The sequence below is a fragment of the Stenotrophomonas sp. STEN063 genome, from assembly GCF_056854515.1.
The window spans coordinates 1-17,518 of record NZ_JBXFWF010000082.1 but is presented as its reverse complement, the minus strand read 5'-3'; the positions used below and the strand labels follow the sequence as shown (position 1 = coordinate 17,518).

13 protein-coding genes are annotated in these 17,518 nt (G+C 64.0%); 12 read left to right on the top strand and 1 reads right to left on the bottom strand.

Going from position 1 to position 17,518, the window contains the following annotated elements; all coding sequences use genetic code 11:
* Nucleotides 1-245 precede the first annotated feature (245 nt).
* The 5 genes from gmk (at nucleotide 246) to AC1VWL_RS17395 (ending at nucleotide 5,995) form a co-directional block, all read left to right on the top strand.
* Nucleotides 246-866, top strand: a complete 621-nt coding sequence (gene gmk / locus AC1VWL_RS17415) for a guanylate kinase (RefSeq protein ID WP_296250265.1) — start codon at nucleotides 246-248, stop codon at nucleotides 864-866.
* A gap of 124 nt (nucleotides 867-990) precedes the next feature.
* Complete coding sequence (gene rpoZ / locus AC1VWL_RS17410) at nucleotides 991-1,290, top strand: DNA-directed RNA polymerase subunit omega (protein WP_282271463.1); 300 nt, start codon at nucleotides 991-993, stop codon at nucleotides 1,288-1,290.
* Nucleotides 1,291-1,396: 106 nt separating this feature from the next.
* Entirely contained in the window at nucleotides 1,397-3,556 is a 2,160-nt protein-coding gene (locus AC1VWL_RS17405) for a RelA/SpoT family protein (RefSeq protein WP_282271461.1), read from the top strand.
* 711 nt (nucleotides 3,557-4,267) lie between these two features.
* Nucleotides 4,268-4,900, top strand: a complete 633-nt coding sequence (locus AC1VWL_RS17400) for an FABP family protein (RefSeq protein ID WP_482987510.1) — start codon at nucleotides 4,268-4,270, stop codon at nucleotides 4,898-4,900.
* A gap of 711 nt (nucleotides 4,901-5,611) precedes the next feature.
* A complete protein-coding gene (locus tag AC1VWL_RS17395) occupies nucleotides 5,612-5,995 on the top strand; it encodes a RidA family protein (protein WP_057629049.1) in 384 nt (127 codons plus the stop codon).
* Nucleotides 5,996-6,051: 56 nt separating this feature from the next.
* Here AC1VWL_RS17395 and AC1VWL_RS17390 read toward each other — a convergent pair whose 3' ends face one another.
* The gene (locus AC1VWL_RS17390) at nucleotides 6,052-7,089 is read right to left on the bottom strand and encodes an AraC family transcriptional regulator (RefSeq protein WP_481615701.1); all 1,038 of its coding nucleotides are present in this window, start codon (nucleotides 7,087-7,089) and stop codon (nucleotides 6,052-6,054) included.
* A gap of 117 nt (nucleotides 7,090-7,206) precedes the next feature.
* On the opposite strand from AC1VWL_RS17390, the gene AC1VWL_RS17385 reads away from it, so the two are divergent.
* From AC1VWL_RS17385 to AC1VWL_RS17355, 7 genes are all read left to right on the top strand, one after another.
* The gene (locus AC1VWL_RS17385; protein ID WP_482987509.1) at nucleotides 7,207-8,442 is read left to right on the top strand and encodes a parallel beta-helix domain-containing protein; all 1,236 of its coding nucleotides are present in this window, start codon (nucleotides 7,207-7,209) and stop codon (nucleotides 8,440-8,442) included.
* A 9-nt stretch (nucleotides 8,443-8,451) separates the two neighbouring features.
* A complete protein-coding gene (locus tag AC1VWL_RS17380; RefSeq protein ID WP_482987508.1) occupies nucleotides 8,452-9,639 on the top strand; it encodes an SO2930 family diheme c-type cytochrome in 1,188 nt (395 codons plus the stop codon).
* Between the two features lie 42 nt (nucleotides 9,640-9,681).
* Nucleotides 9,682-12,117 carry a TonB-dependent receptor gene (locus AC1VWL_RS17375; RefSeq protein ID WP_482987507.1) on the top strand — a complete coding sequence of 812 codons (2,436 nt, stop codon included), beginning with the start codon at nucleotides 9,682-9,684 and terminating at the stop codon, nucleotides 12,115-12,117.
* Nucleotides 12,118-12,317: 200 nt separating this feature from the next.
* Entirely contained in the window at nucleotides 12,318-14,447 is a 2,130-nt protein-coding gene (gene recG, locus AC1VWL_RS17370; protein ID WP_482987506.1) for an ATP-dependent DNA helicase RecG, read from the top strand.
* A gap of 65 nt (nucleotides 14,448-14,512) precedes the next feature.
* Entirely contained in the window at nucleotides 14,513-15,451 is a 939-nt protein-coding gene (locus tag AC1VWL_RS17365) for a nucleoside hydrolase (protein WP_481534068.1), read from the top strand.
* A 97-nt stretch (nucleotides 15,452-15,548) separates the two neighbouring features.
* Entirely contained in the window at nucleotides 15,549-15,791 is a 243-nt protein-coding gene (locus AC1VWL_RS17360; protein ID WP_054657059.1) for a type B 50S ribosomal protein L31, read from the top strand.
* A 278-nt stretch (nucleotides 15,792-16,069) separates the two neighbouring features.
* A complete protein-coding gene (locus AC1VWL_RS17355) occupies nucleotides 16,070-17,344 on the top strand; it encodes a citrate synthase (protein WP_482987505.1) in 1,275 nt (424 codons plus the stop codon).
* Nucleotides 17,345-17,518 lie beyond the last annotated feature (174 nt).

Below are 17,518 nucleotides of genomic sequence, written 5' to 3'. Positions count from 1 at the left end.
CTTCCGCCGGCGCCCCGGCCCCCGTCCGCGCGCTCCGCACGGCCGCCGCCGGCTCCCGCCGCCCCGGCCTCCCCCGCCCCCCCCGCCCCCCCCGCCCCCCCCCACTACAGGTGGGGTTCCAGCCGAGCATGCTCGGCCCTGCAGGTGGAGCCGCCCCCGCGATAATTGGGGGCCTCAACCCTCGATCCTGCACAGACCCGCCCACGCCGGTACAATGCCGGGCCATTCCGACGTTGGCCCACCGCATGCGTGGCACCCTCTATATCGTCGCTGCCCCGTCCGGGGCCGGCAAAAGCAGCATCGTCAACGCCACTTTGGCGCGTGACCCGCACATCTCGCTGTCGATCTCCTTCACCTCGCGGGCCATGCGCCCGGGTGAGGTCAACGGCAAGCATTACCACTTCGTCCCCGCCGCCGAGTTCGAGCAGATGATCGCCGCCGGTGATTTCTTCGAGCACGCGCTGGTGCATGGCGACTGGAAGGGCACAGCCCGGCAGTCGGTGGAGCCGCAGCTGGCGGCCGGCAAGGACGTGCTGCTGGAAATCGACTGGCAGGGCGCGCGCCAGGTGCGCGAGAAGGTGCCGGGCGCGGTCAGTGTCTTCATCCTGCCGCCGTCGCGGCAGGCGCTGGACGAGCGCATGCGCAAGCGTGGCCAGGACAGCGAGGCGGTAATGGCCCAGCGCCTGGCCGCCGCGCGTGAGGAAATGCTGCATTACGACGAGTTCGACTACGTCATCATCAACGAGGATTTCGATACCGCCGTTGGCGAAATGTGCTCGATCTTCGCCGCCAGCCGGCTGCGCTGCGAACCCCAGCAACGCCGCCACGGCGAGCTGATCGCCTCGTTGCTGGCCCCTGAAAACTGAGCAAGTGGTTGATCCACAAGGGGCTGTTCAGGCCTTGACTTGATTCCAGGACCGGTCTGCCCCTACAATCCGTCCCCTTTCCCTCATTCGATCGAGCGGCCGTTGCAGGTCGCCGGGAGCCCGCATGGCCCGCATTACCGTAGAAGATTGCCTGGAAGTCGTTAACAACCGTTTTGAGCTGGTCATGATGGCGTCCAAGCGCGCCCGTCAGCTGGCCAATGGTGTCCAGGCGACGATCGACAACAGCGAGAGCGAGGACAAGCCGACCGTGTTGGCGCTGCGCGAAATCGCTGCCCGTCGCATCGACAACGAGTTGATCGAGGAAGTCGAGAAGTCCGAGCGCGAGCGCATCGAGCGTGAAGCACTGGAATGGGCGGCCGCTGAAGTGGTCGCCGACGAAGACATGTCCAAGAACGACGATTGATCGCCTCTCTGGCATCGATTGATGTTGTCTGCAAACAGCCCGCCAAAAGCGGGCTGTTTGCGTTGTAGGAATTGCCGTGGAACGCCTGCTGGCATAGTCTTCTGCCATGAACCCAGGCCCTTCCGCCCAGGTAGCCACGCCCGCGGGCGGGGTGGTACCTGATTACGTACTGCAACTCGAACGCGCAGCCAGCTACCTCCCCACCGAGCAGCTGCCGCTGCTGCGTCGTGCCTGGGAGGTCGGGGCGGCCGCGCACGCCGGCCAGACCCGCAAATCCGGCGAGCCCTACATCACCCATCCGGTGGCGGTGGCGCGCATCCTGGCCGAGCTCGGCCTGGATGTTGAAACGCTGATCGCGGCGATCCTGCACGACACCATCGAGGACACACCGCTCACCGGTGAGGAGCTGGCCGCCGAGTTCGGCCAGGCCGTGGCCGACCTGGTCGAGGGCGTCACCAAGCTGGACAAGCTCAAGTTCCGCGACCGCCAGGAAGCGGCGGCGGAGAGCTTCCGCAAGATGCTGCTGGCGATGTCGCGCGACCTGCGCGTGATCATGATCAAGCTGGCCGACCGCCTGCACAACATGCGCACCCTGGGTGCACAGAGTGCCGAGGCGCGGCGCCGCATCGCCACCGAAACGCTGGATATCTACGCGCCCATCGCCCAGCGCCTGGGCATGAACCTGATCAAGTCCGAGCTGCAGAACCTCGGCTTCCGCGCGCTGTATCCGTGGCGCCACGCGATCATCGAGAAACACATCCGCAGCCAGCCGGTGGTGCGTCGCGAGTCGATGGCGCAGGTGGAAGTACAGCTGTCGCAGCGCCTGGCGCGCGAAGGGCTGGAACACCGCCTGATCAGCCGCATCAAGACGCCCTGGAGCATCTACACCAAGATGCGCGAGGAGAACAAAAGCTTCGACCAGGTCATGGATGTGTTCGGCTTCCGCCTGGTGATGCGCAACGTGCCCAACTGCTACCACGCGCTGGGTGGGGTGCATGCCGCGTTCAAGCCGCTGGACGGGCGCTTCCGCGATTTCATCGCCATTCCCAAGGCCAACGGTTACCAGTCGCTGCACACGGTGCTGTTCGGGCCGTACGGTTCGCCGATCGAAGTGCAGATCCGCACTGAGGAAATGGACCTGATCGCCGAGCGCGGTGTGGCCGCGCACTGGACCTACAAGTTCGGTGGCGACGGCCCCAACAGTGCGCAGAGCAGGGCGCATGCCTGGATCGTCGAGTTGATCGATTCGCAGCGCACCGCAGGTTCGTCGCTGGAGTTCCTGGACAACGTCAAGGTTGACCTGTTCCCGGACGAGGTCTACCTGTTCACGCCCAAGGGCAAGATCCTGGCGCTGCCGCGCAATTCGACCGCGCTGGATTTCGCCTATGCCGTGCACACCGATGTGGGCAACCGCGCGGTCGCATCGCGCGTGGACAAGAAGCTGGTGCCGCTGCGCACGCGCCTGGTCAGCGGGCAGACGGTGGAAATCATCACCGCACGCTCGGCCTCGCCCAAACCGCAGTGGCTGGAATTCGTGGTCAGCAGCAAGGCGCGTACCGCCATTCGTCACCAGCTCAAGCAGCTGGAGCACGAGGACGCCGTGCAGCTCGGCCACAGCATGCTCGACCGCGCGCTGGAAGCGATGGACAGCTCGATCGAGCGGCTGCCGAAGGGGCGGCTGGATGCCTTCCTCAACGAACACCGTTACCCGCGCCTGGAAGCCTTCCTGGCCGATGTGGCGCTGGGCAACTGGATGCCAACCCAGGCTGCGCAGGCACTGATGTCGTATGCCGAACTGCGCGCCAGCGGCGTCACCCATCGTGCCCAGGAGAAGATCCTGATCAACGGCAGCGAGCGTGGCGTGGTCAGCTTTGCCAACTGTTGTCAGCCGATTCCGGGCGACGACATCATGGGTTACCACACCGCCGGCAAGGGCATCGTCGTGCATCGGCTGGACTGCCCGAACCTGGCCGAACTGCGCAAGACGCCGGATCGCTGGGTGCCGATTGGCTGGGATACCAGCGTGGTCGGCGACTACGACACCGCGTTGGTGGTCGAGGTGGAAAACGGCACCGGCGTGCTGGCGCAGCTGGCTGCCGCCATCGCCCACAGCCATTCCAACATCGAGCGTGTGGATTACCTGGACCGCGATTTCAACGCCGCGGTGCTGTGCTTCAACATCCAGGTCCGCGACCGCAACCACCTGGCCGAAGTAATGCGTCGCCTGCGCCGCCTGCAGGTAGTGCAGTCCGTCCGCCGCCAATAAGGGTAGTGCCGAGCCATGCTCGGCAGAGGCCTTACCGATGTTGTTGTAGGAGCGGCGTCAGCCGCGAAGCTGGCACAGCTGAAATCGCGGGACTGCCTGCAATCTGCCGAACCATTGGCTTCGCGGCTGACGCCGCTGCTACAGAACCCACAGCTGGTTTTCGATGGAGCCCCAGCCGAGCATGGCTCGGCGCTACCTGTATTCCGCTATCCACACAGACTGTGTCCTGCTGCATACACAAGCTGTGGATAAGGCCGTGCAGCCCTTGTGCCACGGCCCTCTGCAAAGCATGGTGATTTTTTGTCCACGCGCTGTGGGCAAGCCGCCGTAGTGCCGAGCCATGCTCGGCAGGGGCCTTACCGACATTGTTGTAGGAGCGGCGTCAGCCGCGAAGCTGGCAGTGCTGGAGCAGCCGGGCTGCCCGCAATCTGAAAGACCATCTGCTTCGCGGCTTACGCCGCTCCCACAAAAACTCACAGCTGGTTGTTCGGTAAAGCCCCAGCCGAGCATGGCTCGGCTCTACCTGTATCCCGCTATCCACACAGCTTGTGTCCTGCTAGCTACACAAGTTGTGGATAACCGCGCGCAGCCCTTGTGCTGCGGTCCTCTGCAAAACATGGTGATATTTTGTCCATCACTTGTGGACAGGTGGAGGTGAGCCTGCAGCGTGTTCTGCGTACCATGGGCGGGATACCCACATGGCTGTACCTCATGACGACGTTCCCGGAAGACATCTATACCGAACCCACCGCCGATACCGATACGCTGGCCAACCTGGGGCCACTGGCGCCGATGGCCGGCATCTGGATCGGTGAGCGCGGCATGGACGTCAATCCCAAGGCCGATGGCCCCGAACGGCAGGCCTTCATCGAACACGTCGAACTGCAGCCGATCGACGCGCAGCCCAATGGCCCCCAGTTGTTCTACGGGCTGCGTTATCACACCCGCATCCACAAGCCCGGTGAAGTGGAGACCTTCCACGATCAGGTCGGCTACTGGCTGTGGGAACCGGCGACCGGCACGATCATCCAGACGCTGACCATTCCGCGTGGACAGACCGCGATGGCGGTTGGCAAGGCTGCTGTGGATGCGAAGCGCTTCCGCCTGCGCGCCGAGCGTGGCTCGATGACCAATGGCATCAGCTCCAACCCGTTCCTGGAACACGCGTTCCGTACCGACAGCTACGAGATCGAGGTCACCATCAACGATGACGGCAGCTGGTCCTACGAACAGGAAACGATGCTGGTCATCCCGGACCGCAGCGCGCCGTTCGCGCATACCGACCGCAATACGCTGCGCCGCATCGGCGAGCCAACGCCCAACCCGACCGCACGGGCTGTGTAGTGCCGAGCCATGCTCGGCAGGGGCTCCACCGATATGGTATGAGGCACTTGTGGGAGCGGCATCAGCCGCGAAGCTGGCAGCAATGAATCGGTCGTCATGTCCGCCCGTCGGACGGACCATTGGCTTCGCGGCTGACGCCGCTCCCACAAAACCCGGTCGCCTGTGTCTGCAAATTTGCCGAGCACGCCGGTATCCGGCTATCCACACAAACTGTGTCCTGCTGCATACACAAGCTGTGGATAAGGCCGCGCAGCCCTTGCGCTGCGGACCTCTGCAAAACATGGTGATATTTTGTCCACGACCTATGGATGACGCGAATGTAGTGCCGAGCCATGCTCGGCAGGGGCTTTGCCGATAAGGCATAGGCACTGGTAGGAGCGGCGCGAGCCGCGAAGCTGGCATCGATGAATCGGTCTTCGTGTCTGGCAGTCGGATGGACTGCCGACTTCGCGGCTTACGCCGCTTCCACAAAATCACTTGAGTTTGCCGGGCAAGCCCCAGCCGAGCATGGCTCGGTGCTACTTGCATGCGGCTATCCACACAGCTTGTGCCCTGTGATGCCTACAAGTTGTGGATAAGCCTTTGCAGGCCTTGTGCTGCAACGCTTTCGGATCTCTGGTGATTTTTTGACCAAGGCCAGCCCAGCCCGGTCAGCTGCCCGCCAAGCTGGCGACGCTACAATGGCCCACCTTTTCCAGACTGGAGCTGTCCATGTCCCGCCAGATCATCAACACCGCCAATGCCCCGGCCGCCATCGGCCCGTACTCGCAGGCCGTGCGCGCCGGCAACACCGTGTATTTCTCCGGCCAGATTCCGTTGGACCCGGCGACCGGTGAAATCGTCGCTGGCGACGTCACCGCGCAGGCCCGTCGCGCCTTCGACAACCTCAAGGCCGTGGCCGAGGAAGCCGGTGGTTCGCTGGACAAGATGGTGCGCCTTGGCCTGTACCTGACCGACCTGGGCGAGTTCGCCAAGGTCAATGCGGTCATGCAGGAGTACTTCCAGGCCCCGTTCCCGGCCCGTTCGACCATCGAAGTGTCGGGCCTGCCGAAGGGCGCCGCGTTCGAAGTCGACGCGATCATGATCATCGACTGATCCGCTGCGCGGATTCGGTGGTGAAGCAGATGCCCGGGAAACCGGGCATCTGCGTTTCAGTTTGGCGGCAAACGGGTTCCGCTCGGGGTCTGCCCGGTCCAGCGCTTGAAGGCGCGGCGGAACTCGCGCGCGTCGTTGAAGCCCAGCTGGTTACCGATCGCGGCAACGGCGAGCTCCGGGTCCTGCAGCAGTTCCAGTGCGCGCTCGGTGCGCACGCGATCGTGGACCTCGCTGAAGCTGGTTTCCTCGTCGGCCAATTGCCGGCGCAGGGTGCGCTCGCTGAGGTGCAGGGCCAGCGCGATTTCGCTCATCTGCGGGTTGTCACGCAGCCGCGGCCGCAGCTGGCGCTCGACTGCAGCAGTGGTTTCGCCGCGCGAGGCCAGCGTTGCCAGTTGCGCGTGGCACATCGATAGCGCCTGCTGCGACGTCACCGGGTTGTAGCTGGCGAACGGCAGCTGCATCCAGCGCTGCTCCAATACCAAGGCGTGGCGTGGCTGGTTGAAGCGCAGCTCACAGCGGAACAAGGCCTGGTACTGGTCGATGCAGGCCGGTGCCGGATAGCCAAGTTCCAGCCGCAGTGGGCTGAACGCGTTGCCTGCCAGTTCGCGGCCCAACATCACGATGCTGGAGAACATCTCCTCGCAGAGGAACTGCAGCAGATCATTGGCTTCATCCGGCGCGGTAGCGACGATGGCCAGGCTGTCGCTGCCGCCGTCTTCCAGGGCCAGGCTCATCAGCGGGCCGAGATTGCGCTGGTAATCCAGTCCTATCCGCACCGCGTCGCCAAACGTGCGTGCGGTCTTCATCGCCAAGCCGAGCAGGCCGAAGTTGCCGCCGTTCTGGTTGCCGCCCATGGCCAGGCCGACCCCGTCGATGGGGAAGGTGGGCAGGGCGCGGCGTATCACCTCGATTGCCTGCCGGTAGGAAATGCGGGCACTGGGATCGTTGAGCTGCGCCGCGCTCAATTGCAGCCCATTGAACCAGTTGTCGCTGCTGACACCGCGTTGCTCAGCCAGCAGCAACAGGCCACAGAGCATGTTGGTTGGAACGTTGGCGATGCTCAGGCGGTCGCCGCCGCTGATCCTGCGATGCATTCAAGCCCCTCCAGCTTGTCCGCTTTGCCCCCCCAAGTATGCCGTTCTTGCCCTTCGCGTGAACACTGCCTGAAGGCCAGACTGCGCCCAACATCTGCCACCGTATGGGAGCACGTCATGCAGCGCAGCATCACCTGGGCGGTTTCCGCCACCTTGGCCGTCATGGTCGTCGGCTGCCAGAAGCAGGCCGAACAGGCACCAAGCGTGGCTGCGGCCGACGGGGCATTCGCGGCCACGCTGCAGGAGCGCCTGCTCGACGCCAAGCCCGGCGACGTGATCGACATCCCGGCCGGTCGCCACCAGTTCGAGCGCAGCCTGAGCCTGCGCGCCGATGGCGTGACCATCCGTGGCGCCGGCATGGACCAGACCGTGCTCAGCTTCAAGGGGCAGAAGGCCGGCGCCGAAGGGCTGCTGGTCAACGGCGACAACTTCACCATCGAGAACCTCACCATCGAGGACTCCAAGGGCGACGGGCTGAAGATCAGCGAGTCGGAGAACATCACCATCCGTGGGGTAAAGGTGCAGTGGACCGGCGGCCCCAGCACCAAGAACGGCGCCTATGGCATCTACCCGGTGCTGACCAAGAACGTGCTGATCGAGAACACCATTTCCATCGGTGCCTCCGATGCTGGCATCTACGTCGGCCAGTCCGATGGGGTGATCGTGCGCAACAGCCGTGCCGAGCAGAACGTGGCCGGCATCGAAGTCGAGAACACCCGCAACGCCGACGTCTACGACAACGTCGCCACCGGCAACACCGGCGGCATCCTGGTGTTCAACATGCCGGGCCTGTCGCAGCAGGGCGGCAATATCCGCGTGTTCAACAACAAGGTCATCGCCAACAACCACGAGAATTTCGGTGCCAAGGGCACGCCGGTGGCCAGCGTCCCGGCCGGCTCGGGCATCGTCATCAACTCCAACGATGACATCGAGGTTTTCGACAACGAGGTGCGCGACAACGCCACCACCAACATCATCGTCTCCAGCGTGTATTCCACCGGCTACAAGGACAGCAGCGCCTCACCCAATTTTGATCCGTATCCGGAACGCATCTACATCCACAACAACACCTTGTCCGGCGGCGGTGACTCACCCGACGGATTGGATCTGAAGGCCTTGAAAGTGGCGATGTATGGCCTGACCGGTAACTTCCCGGACGTGCTGTGGGATGGCTATTACAACAAGGAGCGCATGGTCGATGGAGTCAAGGTCGGTCCGCAGATCTGCCTGCGCAATGTCAGTGGCGTGGTCAACGCCGATGGCCCTGGCGGTTACAAGAACCCGAGCAAGGATGCCAAGCCATTTGAATGTGATCTGCCGCGGCTGCCGGCCATCGATCTGAAGCGTGGTTGAGGTCCTGGCATGCGCAATCTGATGGTGCGGGTGATCGTGCTGGTGAGCGTCCTGCTGATGCTGGTGGGCTGCGGCAAACCGGCTGCGGTGCATTTCTTCGAGCAGGGCCAGCCGGCGACGCTGGATGAGTGGCATGTGCTGCGCATCCGCGATGGCAAACTGACACTCAATGAAGGCGTCGTACCGTACGACTTGAACACACCGCTGTACAGCGATTACGCGCACAAGCTACGCACGGTATGGATGCCCAAGGGGCAGGCCGCCGGCTACCAGCCAGAGCACGCCTTCGACTTCCCGGTCGGCACCATCCTCAGCAAGACTTTCTACTACCCGCTGCCGGCGTCAGGAGCTGCTGACGGCAAGTCTGTGTCGCGTACGCCGCCGTCGCAGTCCTCGTTGCATGAGGAGAGCCTGGACCTGTCCAAGGTGCGTCTGATCGAGACCCGGCTGCTGGTCCACCGCAAGGAAGGCTGGGTGGCCTTGCCCTATGTCTGGAACCCGCAGCAGACCGAGGCGACCTTGCAACGCACCGGCGCCAGCGTGGATCTGGAGCTGGTTGCCGCGGATGGCTCGCGTGAAGCACTTGCGTACCAAGTGCCGGACCAGAACCAGTGCGGTGGTTGCCATATCACCGACAACCGCTCGCGCAAGCTGCTGCCGATCGGTCCCAAGGCGCGCAACCTCAATCGCGATTTCGATTACCTCAGCGGCCACGACAACCAGCTCGCGCATCTGGTCAAACTCGGCTATCTGAAAGACCTGCCTGCACCGGCACAGCTGCCACGCGCGGCCGATGCCACTGATCCTGCCGCGCCGCTGGAGGCGCGGGCGCGCGCCTACTTGGACGTGAACTGTGGTCATTGCCATAGCCGTACCGGCCCGGCCATCACCTCCGGTTTGTGGCTGGACGCACCCACCCGGGATCACCTGAAGCTGGGCATGTGCAAGCAGCCGATCGCAGCGGGCAAGGGAACCGGCAACCGCCGCTATGACATCCAGCCGGGCGATGCGGATGCCTCGATCATCGCCTACCGCATGGACAGTGATGACCCGGCGGTGATGATGCCCGAGGTTGGGAGGGCGGTGGTGCACCGCGAAGGCGTGACCTTGATCCGGGAATGGATCAACGCGCTGGAAACAAACTGCGACACGGCTGGCGAAGGCCAGCCCGGCAACACGGGCCCGCCGGCGGTCTGACGCCGGCATACACCTCACTGCGTGGGAGAGAACGCGATGCGAGTGAAGCAACGGAATCTGGTAGTCGGACTGCAGCGGGCCTTGGCCGGGCTGATGGTGGTGGGGGCAGTTGCCCCGGCAATGGCACAGTCGGCGACGGAGGATGCTGCCACCACGCTTGATCGCATCACCGTCACCGCGCAGAGCCGGCAGCAGGAAATACAGGATGTGCCGATCGCATTGCAGGTAGTCGATCAGAACCTGCTCAACGACGTGGCCGCCGAGAATCTTGGCGACATCGATTCGCTGGTGCCGGGACTGGTGATCAGCGCGGTGCAGCCGACCCAGCCATCGTTCCGGCTGCGCGGCGTGGAGACCGACGACTTCGGTATCGGTACCGATCCGGCGGTAGGCATCTTCGTTGACGGCGTCTACGGCGGGCGAGGCGGCGGCGTGCTGCTGCCCTTCGTCGATGTGGAACGCATCGAAGTGCTGAAGGGCCCGCAGGGCACCTTGTTCGGCCGCAATACCGCTGCCGGTGCGATCTCGCTGGTGACCCGGCGTCCGCAGGCTGAGACCGAGGCGCGCGCCACCGTGCGCGTCGGCAACTACGGCAAGAAGTACGCCGATGCGATGTGGAACATCCCGACCGGTGACAACTCGGCGCTGCGCTTCAATGCATTGATCAACACCAGCGATGGCTGGTTCCAGGACGGCGCCACCGGCAAGGACCTGGGCGGCGAGAACGTCTGGGCCACCCGCGCAGCCTGGCAGAGCCGCTTCGGCGACAACACCACCGCCTACATCACCTGGGACCACGAAAGCCTGGACCAGAACGGCCGCGTCACCACCGGCATCGTGCCGTTGCCGGCCTATCCGGCGCGGCCGCCAGTGCCGGTGGACCCGGACGACTATCTGGACCCGCGCAAGATCAAGACCTACAGCGATGCCGACAATGCCGAGTGGCGCACCTTCGACGGCGTCAGCCTGATCGTCGACCACGCGCTGTCCTGGGGCAATTTCACCTCCACCAGTTCCTGGCGCAAATACGACTCGACCAACCATACCGAGGAAGACGGCACCAACCGCTTCGACCTGTATGTGGACTCGAAGAACACCGAGAACAACGAAACCTTCTACCAGGAGTTCAAGTTCTCCGGCAGCAATGAACGCTTCGATTGGGTGGCCGGCGCCAGCTACTTCAACGAGGACGCGCGCCAGACCAGCGAGGTCAACACCAATACCGAGGCGGTGGACAACATCGTACGCAACATGGGTATTGCACCAACGCCTGATGGCAGCCTGTTTGGGTTCACCTCGTTGTTGGCGCAGATGAACGGCATCCCGATTTCGCTGGTCGGGGAGAAATGGAACGAGCGCTTCAGCAACACGCTGGACACCACCTCGTACGCCGCCTTCGGTGATGTGATCTGGAAGGCCACCGATCGCCTCAACCTGACCTTCGGCCTGCGCTACACCCGCGACGAGAAGGACTTCACCTGGCTCAACGGAACGCGCAATGCGCCCGGCCTCGAGGCCAAGCTCGGTACGCTGGAGGCACTGGGCTTCTTCCAGGCGCTGGCCGGCATGGGCATCCCGATCACCCGCGAGCTGCTGACCTTCGACATGGCTTTCATCGACCCGCCGGCCATGGTCAACAAGGGCAAGCTGGTACGAGACAAGAAGAGCTGGAGTGACTGGAGCCCGCGCTTCGTCGTCGACTACCACCTCAATGACGACACCATGGTGTTCGGCTCGCTGGCCAAGGGCTACAAGGCCGGTGGCTTCAACGCGCTGCAGATCGGTCCGGCGTTCGAGAACGAGGATGTGTGGAATCTGGAAGTCGGCCTGAAGCAGAGCTTCGATCACTTCTCCTACAACGTCTCTGTCTTCCATTACCAGTACGACAACCGCCAGGCGATCCGCCTGATCGATCCGGATCCGAACAATCCCGTCGATATCCCGGTCTACGTATTCGATACCAGCGATCTGCAAGCCACCGGCGTGGATTTCGACATGCGCTGGAAGGTCACCGATGGCCTGACCCTGGATGCGGCGGCCGAATGGATAGATTCCAAGTACAAGAATTACGTGACACCGGAAGGTGTGGATCTTGGTGGTGCACCGACCGGTGAACCGCGCTTCACTGCCTCGGCTGGCGCGGTCTATGTGGCCGACCTTGGCGGCAACGGCCAGCTGCGCTTCTCGCTGCGCCACGCCTACCGTGGCGCGCAGCGCTGCAACGCAGGTTCCGACCTGCAGGGTGACTGCGGCATCAGCAAGGTGCTCAACATCGGTGAATCACAGCAGCGCACCGACGTACGCATTGGCTGGACCTCGCCGCTGAAGCACTGGAACTGGGCGGTGTACGCCAACAACGTGTTCGACAAGCAATACGTCCGCGGCCTGAACACCTACGGACGCGATCCGCTGGGCGTAGTCGGCGCAACCATCACCGACCCCCGCACCTACGGCCTGGAAATGACCGTGAAGTTCTAGCAGAGTCGCCTGCGCAAAGGGCTCCCCTCTCCCGCCTGCGGGAGAGGGGTTGGGGGTGAGGGCCTGTTCGCCACGTAGAGCTACCGCACCAAGGCGCCAATCGACAAATCAGCAGTAAACCAACACTTGGGGAGTAGGAAACCCCGGCGTCCAACCACGCCGGGGTTTCTGTTTGCAGCGCATGACGGCATCCTTATGCAATGTCTGCACGCCGTGACCTCTCCACCCTCGATCTTTCCACCGAACCACTGAGCCGCCTGGCCGGGGTTGGGCCACGGGTGGCAGCCAAGCTGGAAGCGCGCGGCCTGACCAGCTTGCAGGACCTGTGGCTGCACCTGCCGCTGCGCTACGAGGATCGCACCACGCTGCTGCCGATCCGCGCCTTGAAGGCCGGCATGGCCGCGCAGGTGGAGGGCAGGGTGGAGGCAGTTGAGCGAGGCTTCCGTTACCGGCCGGTGCTGCGGGTGGCGATCAGCGACGACTCCGGCGCCACCCTGGTGCTGCGCTTCTTCCACTTCCGCGCTGCGCAGGTATCGCAGTTCGCCGTCGGTCGCCGTCTGCGCGCCTATGGCACACCGCGCGCGGGTCAGAATGGGCTGGAGATCGTGCATCCCAGCTATCACGTGCTCGGTGACGGCGAAGACGCCGCGTTGGGCGCGGTCCTGGACCCGGTGTACCCGGCAGTGGAGGGCATCGGCCCGGCCAGCCTGCGCAAGTTGATTGGCCAGGCACTGGATCGTTTGCCCGATGCGGCCGCATTGGAACTGCTGCCGCCGGCCTTGCTCGCCGGCATGGGCCTGCCGTCGTTGCGCGAAGCCATGTTGACCATGCACCGGCCGCCGGCCGATGCCGATATCGGTGCCCTTGGGGCGGGTACGCATCCGGCGCAGCGCCGCTTGGCGCTGGAGGAACTGCTGGCACACCACCTCAGCCTGCGCCGCCAGCGCATCGCCCTGCAGCAACATCGCGCGCCGTCGCTGCGTGGCCGCGACGGCCTGGTCAAAGCCCTGCGCGACTCCTTGCCGTTCAAGCTGACCGGCGCGCAGCAGCGCGTATTCGACGAGATCCGCAAGGACCTGGCCCGCGCCCATCCAATGCTGCGGCTGGTGCAGGGCGACGTCGGCTCGGGCAAGACCGTGGTTGCTGCGTTGGCGGCGATGCTGGCGGTGGAGCGCGGCAAACAGGTGGCGCTGGCCGCGCCGACCGAACTGCTGGCCGAGCAGCACCTGAACAATCTGCGCAGCTGGCTGGAACCGCTGGATGTGCGCGTAGCCTGGCTGGCCGGCAAGGTCACCGGCAAGGCCCGCGCCAAGGTGCTGGAGGATGTTGCCAGCGGCCATGCACAAGTGGTGGTAGGCACCCATGCGCTGATGCAGGACAGCGTCGTGTTCAACGATCTGGCACTGGCCATCGTCGATGAGCAGCACCGCTTCGGCGTGCACCAGCGGCTTGCCCTGCGCGACAAGGGCGCAACAGCCGGTGTAGTGCCGCATCAGCTGGTGATGACCGCCACGCCGATCCCGCGCACCTTGGCGATGGCGGCGTATTCGGATCTGGATGTATCGGCCATCGACGAACTGCCACCCGGTCGCACGCCGGTGCAGACCATCGCCATCAGCGCCGAGCGGCGTCCGGAACTGGTCGAACGCATCCGCATCGCCTGCCAGCAGGGCCGGCAGGTGTATTGGGTCTGCACGCTGATCGAAGAGAGCGAGGAAGACGCCGGCCCCGGCAATGCACGCATGGATGCGCAGGCCGCGCAGACGACCTTCGAGACGCTGTCGGCGCAACTGCCCGAGTTGCGCATCGGTCTGGTCCACGGCCGCATGAAGGCGGCGGAGAAGCAGGCGGCGATGCGCGCCTTCAAGCAGGCCGAGACCGATTTGCTGGTCGCCACCACGGTGATTGAAGTCGGTGTCGATGTGCCCAACGCCTCGTTGATGATCATCGAGAACGCCGAACGCCTGGGCCTGGCCCAGCTGCACCAGCTGCGTGGCCGCGTCGGCCGTGGTGCAACCGCGTCCAGCTGCGTGCTGATGTACCAGGCGCCGCTGTCGGCGATGGCACGCGAGCGCCTGGAAACCATGCGGCTGACGTCCGACGGCTTCCTGATCGCCGAGAAGGACCTGGAACTGCGCGGTCCCGGCGAACTGCTGGGCACCCGCCAGACTGGTCTGGCCGCGTTCCGCGTGGCCGATCTGGCCCGTGATGCGGGCCTGTTGCCGACTGTGCACGATCTGGCCGAACGCCTGCTCAGCGATGCGCCGGAATTGGCTGATCGCATCGTCAATCGCTGGATTGGCGGGGCAGTGCGCTACGCATCGGCCTGATTGCGTGCTTCCACTGTCATGGAGGCCGTGACAGACTCCATGGCCAACCAGAAGTGAAGCAGAAGATGAGCAAGAAGATACCGTTGCTGATTGATACTGATCCGGGCGTGGACGATGCGCTGGCACTGCTGATGGCCTTTGCCGATGAGCGCCACGACGTGGTCGCGCTGACGGTGGCAGCGGGCAACGTCGGCCTCGAATACACCGTGCGCAACGCGCTGAAGCTGTGCGAAGTAGCTGGCCGTGAAGACGTGCCGGTGTTCGCGGGTACCCCCGATCCGCTGGTATATCCGGCCGAAGACGCCGCGCACGTGCATGGCCGCGACGGTTTTGGCGATGTCGATCTGCCGTTGGCTGCACGCAAGGTGGAGGCCGAACACGCGGCCTTGGCGATCCTGCGCCTGTCGCACCAATATGCAGGCGAATTGCTGCTGGTGGCACTGGGTCCGCTGACCAATATCGCGCTCGCGCTGAAGCTCGATCCAAGCTTGCCGCAGCGCGTGAAGCGCTTCGTGGTGATGGGCGGCGCGATCACTGGTCACGGCAACATCACCCCGGCCGCCGAGTTCAATATCGCCTTCGATCCGGAATCGGCGCATATCGTCTTCACCTCGTTCCCGTTCATCGAAGTCGCGGACTGGGAGGCCACCATTGCCCACGGTCTGCTGCACCGTGATGTCGAACAGTGGCTCGCTGCAGATACGGACAAGGCGCGTTTCTACGAGCTGATCTCGCGCCAGACCCGGCTGTGGTCGGAAGACAGCCGCGGCGAGCGCTGGTATGCCGCCGATGCGCTGGCGATGGCCTGGGCGCTGCAGCCGGAGGGCGGCAAGGTGGTTGAGCAACGGCCGCTGTCGATCGAACTGACCGGCACCCGTACCCGTGGTGCCACCATCGTCGACTGGAACCGCCAGACCGGTGTGGCGGACAATACGGCGCTGCTGATCGGCTACGACCAGGCCCGCTTCGAGGCCCAGGTGCGTGGGGCGCTGCTGGGCCAGTAATGGCCCCGGGGAATGGTTCAGTAAGCACGACTTGCCTGTTGCGGCAAGCCGTGCTTATAATGGCCGTCTTGACCACCAGCCCACACGGTGCGAGCCCATGAAGGCCGATATCCATCCTGATTACCACAACGTCGTTTTCCACGACGTGACCTCTGATTTCAAGTTCCTGACCCGTTCGACCATGTCCTCCAAGGAAACGGTCAAGTGGGAAGACGGCGAAGAGTATCCGCTCGTCAAGGTTGAAATTTCCTCGGCTTCGCACCCGTTCTACACGGGCAAGCACAAGGTTATCGATACCAGCGGCCGCATCGACAAGTTCCAGAAGCGCTACGCGCGCTAATCGAACTGTTGTTGCTGCACAGACAACGGCCGCGCCTTGCGCGGCCGTTGTTTTGTCTTGCGTGTCGTACGGCTGAACCCTTGCGGAATCGGGCGGTTGTGCCAGTGCGACGCTGTGTCGCGCGGAAACTCCGGCTATAAGACTTTTGTCTTCGCAAACTGCAAATGCTGCTGTGCGATAATCGTCGGAACCGCAGTGGAAAACTGCGGAATTCCTTCACGCGCCTGCCCGCACCCCTTTCGTCAGGACAGGCGCCTTCCACTTGAGGAGCGCACACTGTGTCCGATCTTGATCAGGTCACGCTCAACGCCGGCGACAAGTCGGTCGTTCTGCCTGTCGTCAAACCCGTCCTGGGCAATAACTGTGTCGATATCTCGAAGCTGACCAAGGAAACCGGTCTCTTCACCTACGACTCGGGCTACACCGCCACCGCCAGCTGCAAGTCGGCCATCACCTACATCGATGGCGACAACGGCGTGCTGTTGTATCGCGGCTATCCGATCGAGCAGCTGGCCGCCAAGTCCAGCTTCGTCGAAGTGGCCTACCTGCTGATCAATGGCGATCGTCCGAGCGCCGACCAGCTGAAGGCTTTCGAAGCCGAACTGACCGCTGAAGCCGGCGTTGATGAATCCATCAACACCTTGATCGGCAGCTTCGCCAAGGACGCACATCCGATGGCGATCCTGACTGCCTCGATCGCGCAGTTGTCGGCCAAGTACCACACCTCGCTGGACCTGGAAGATGCCGAGCAGCGCCGCCAGGCAGCCGTGCGTCTGATCGCCAAGGTGCCGACCCTGTCGGCGCTGATCTACCGCCACGGCGCTGGCCTGCCGGCCAACAAGCCGGACACCTCGCTGGACTACGTCAGCCGCTTCCTGAAGCAGACCTTCGAGTCGGCCGATGGCAAGTACGACCTGAACAAGGACGTGGTCAAGGCACTGGACCTGCTGTTCATCCTGCATGCCGACCATGAGCAGAACGCCTCGACCTCGACCGTGCGTCTGGTCGGTTCCACCGGCGCCAACCCGTATGCATCGGTCGCCGCTGGCGTCACCGCGCTGTGGGGCCCGGCACATGGCGGCGCCAACGAAGCTGTGCTGAAGATGCTGGAAGAGATTGGTTCGGCCGACAACGTCGAGTCCGCCGTGGTCAAGGCCAAGGACAAGACCTCGGGCTTCCGCCTGATGGGCTTCGGTCACCGCGTGTACAAGAACTTCGACCCGCGCGCCAAGGTCATCGGTGAGATGACCAAGCAGGTGCTGGGTCAGCTCGGCGTGCAGGATCCGCTGCTCGACGTTGCCGTCAAGCTGGAGCAGGCTGCGCTGCAGGACGAGTACTTCGTTGCCCGCAAGCTGTACCCGAACGTCGACTTCTACAGTGGCATCATCTACAAGGCGCTGAACATCCCGACCGAGATGTTCACGGTCATGTTCGCCCTGGGCCGCACCGCTGGTTGGGTGTCGCATTGGCTGGAGCAGCAGGTTGATCCGGAAATGAAGATCGGCCGTCCGCGCCAGGTCTACACCGGCCACGACGTGCGCGACTACAAGTAATGGCAACGGCGCAGCAATGCGCCGCTTCCATCACGACAAAAACCCCGCTTCGGCGGGGTTTTTGTTTGTACGCCACTCCTGCAAAAACAGGGGTGTCCTGTAGTGGGGCCCCCTCGTCTGCGCCGGGGTGGACCGGGGGGCCGCCGCACGCCCCCGCGCGGGCCCCCCCAGCCC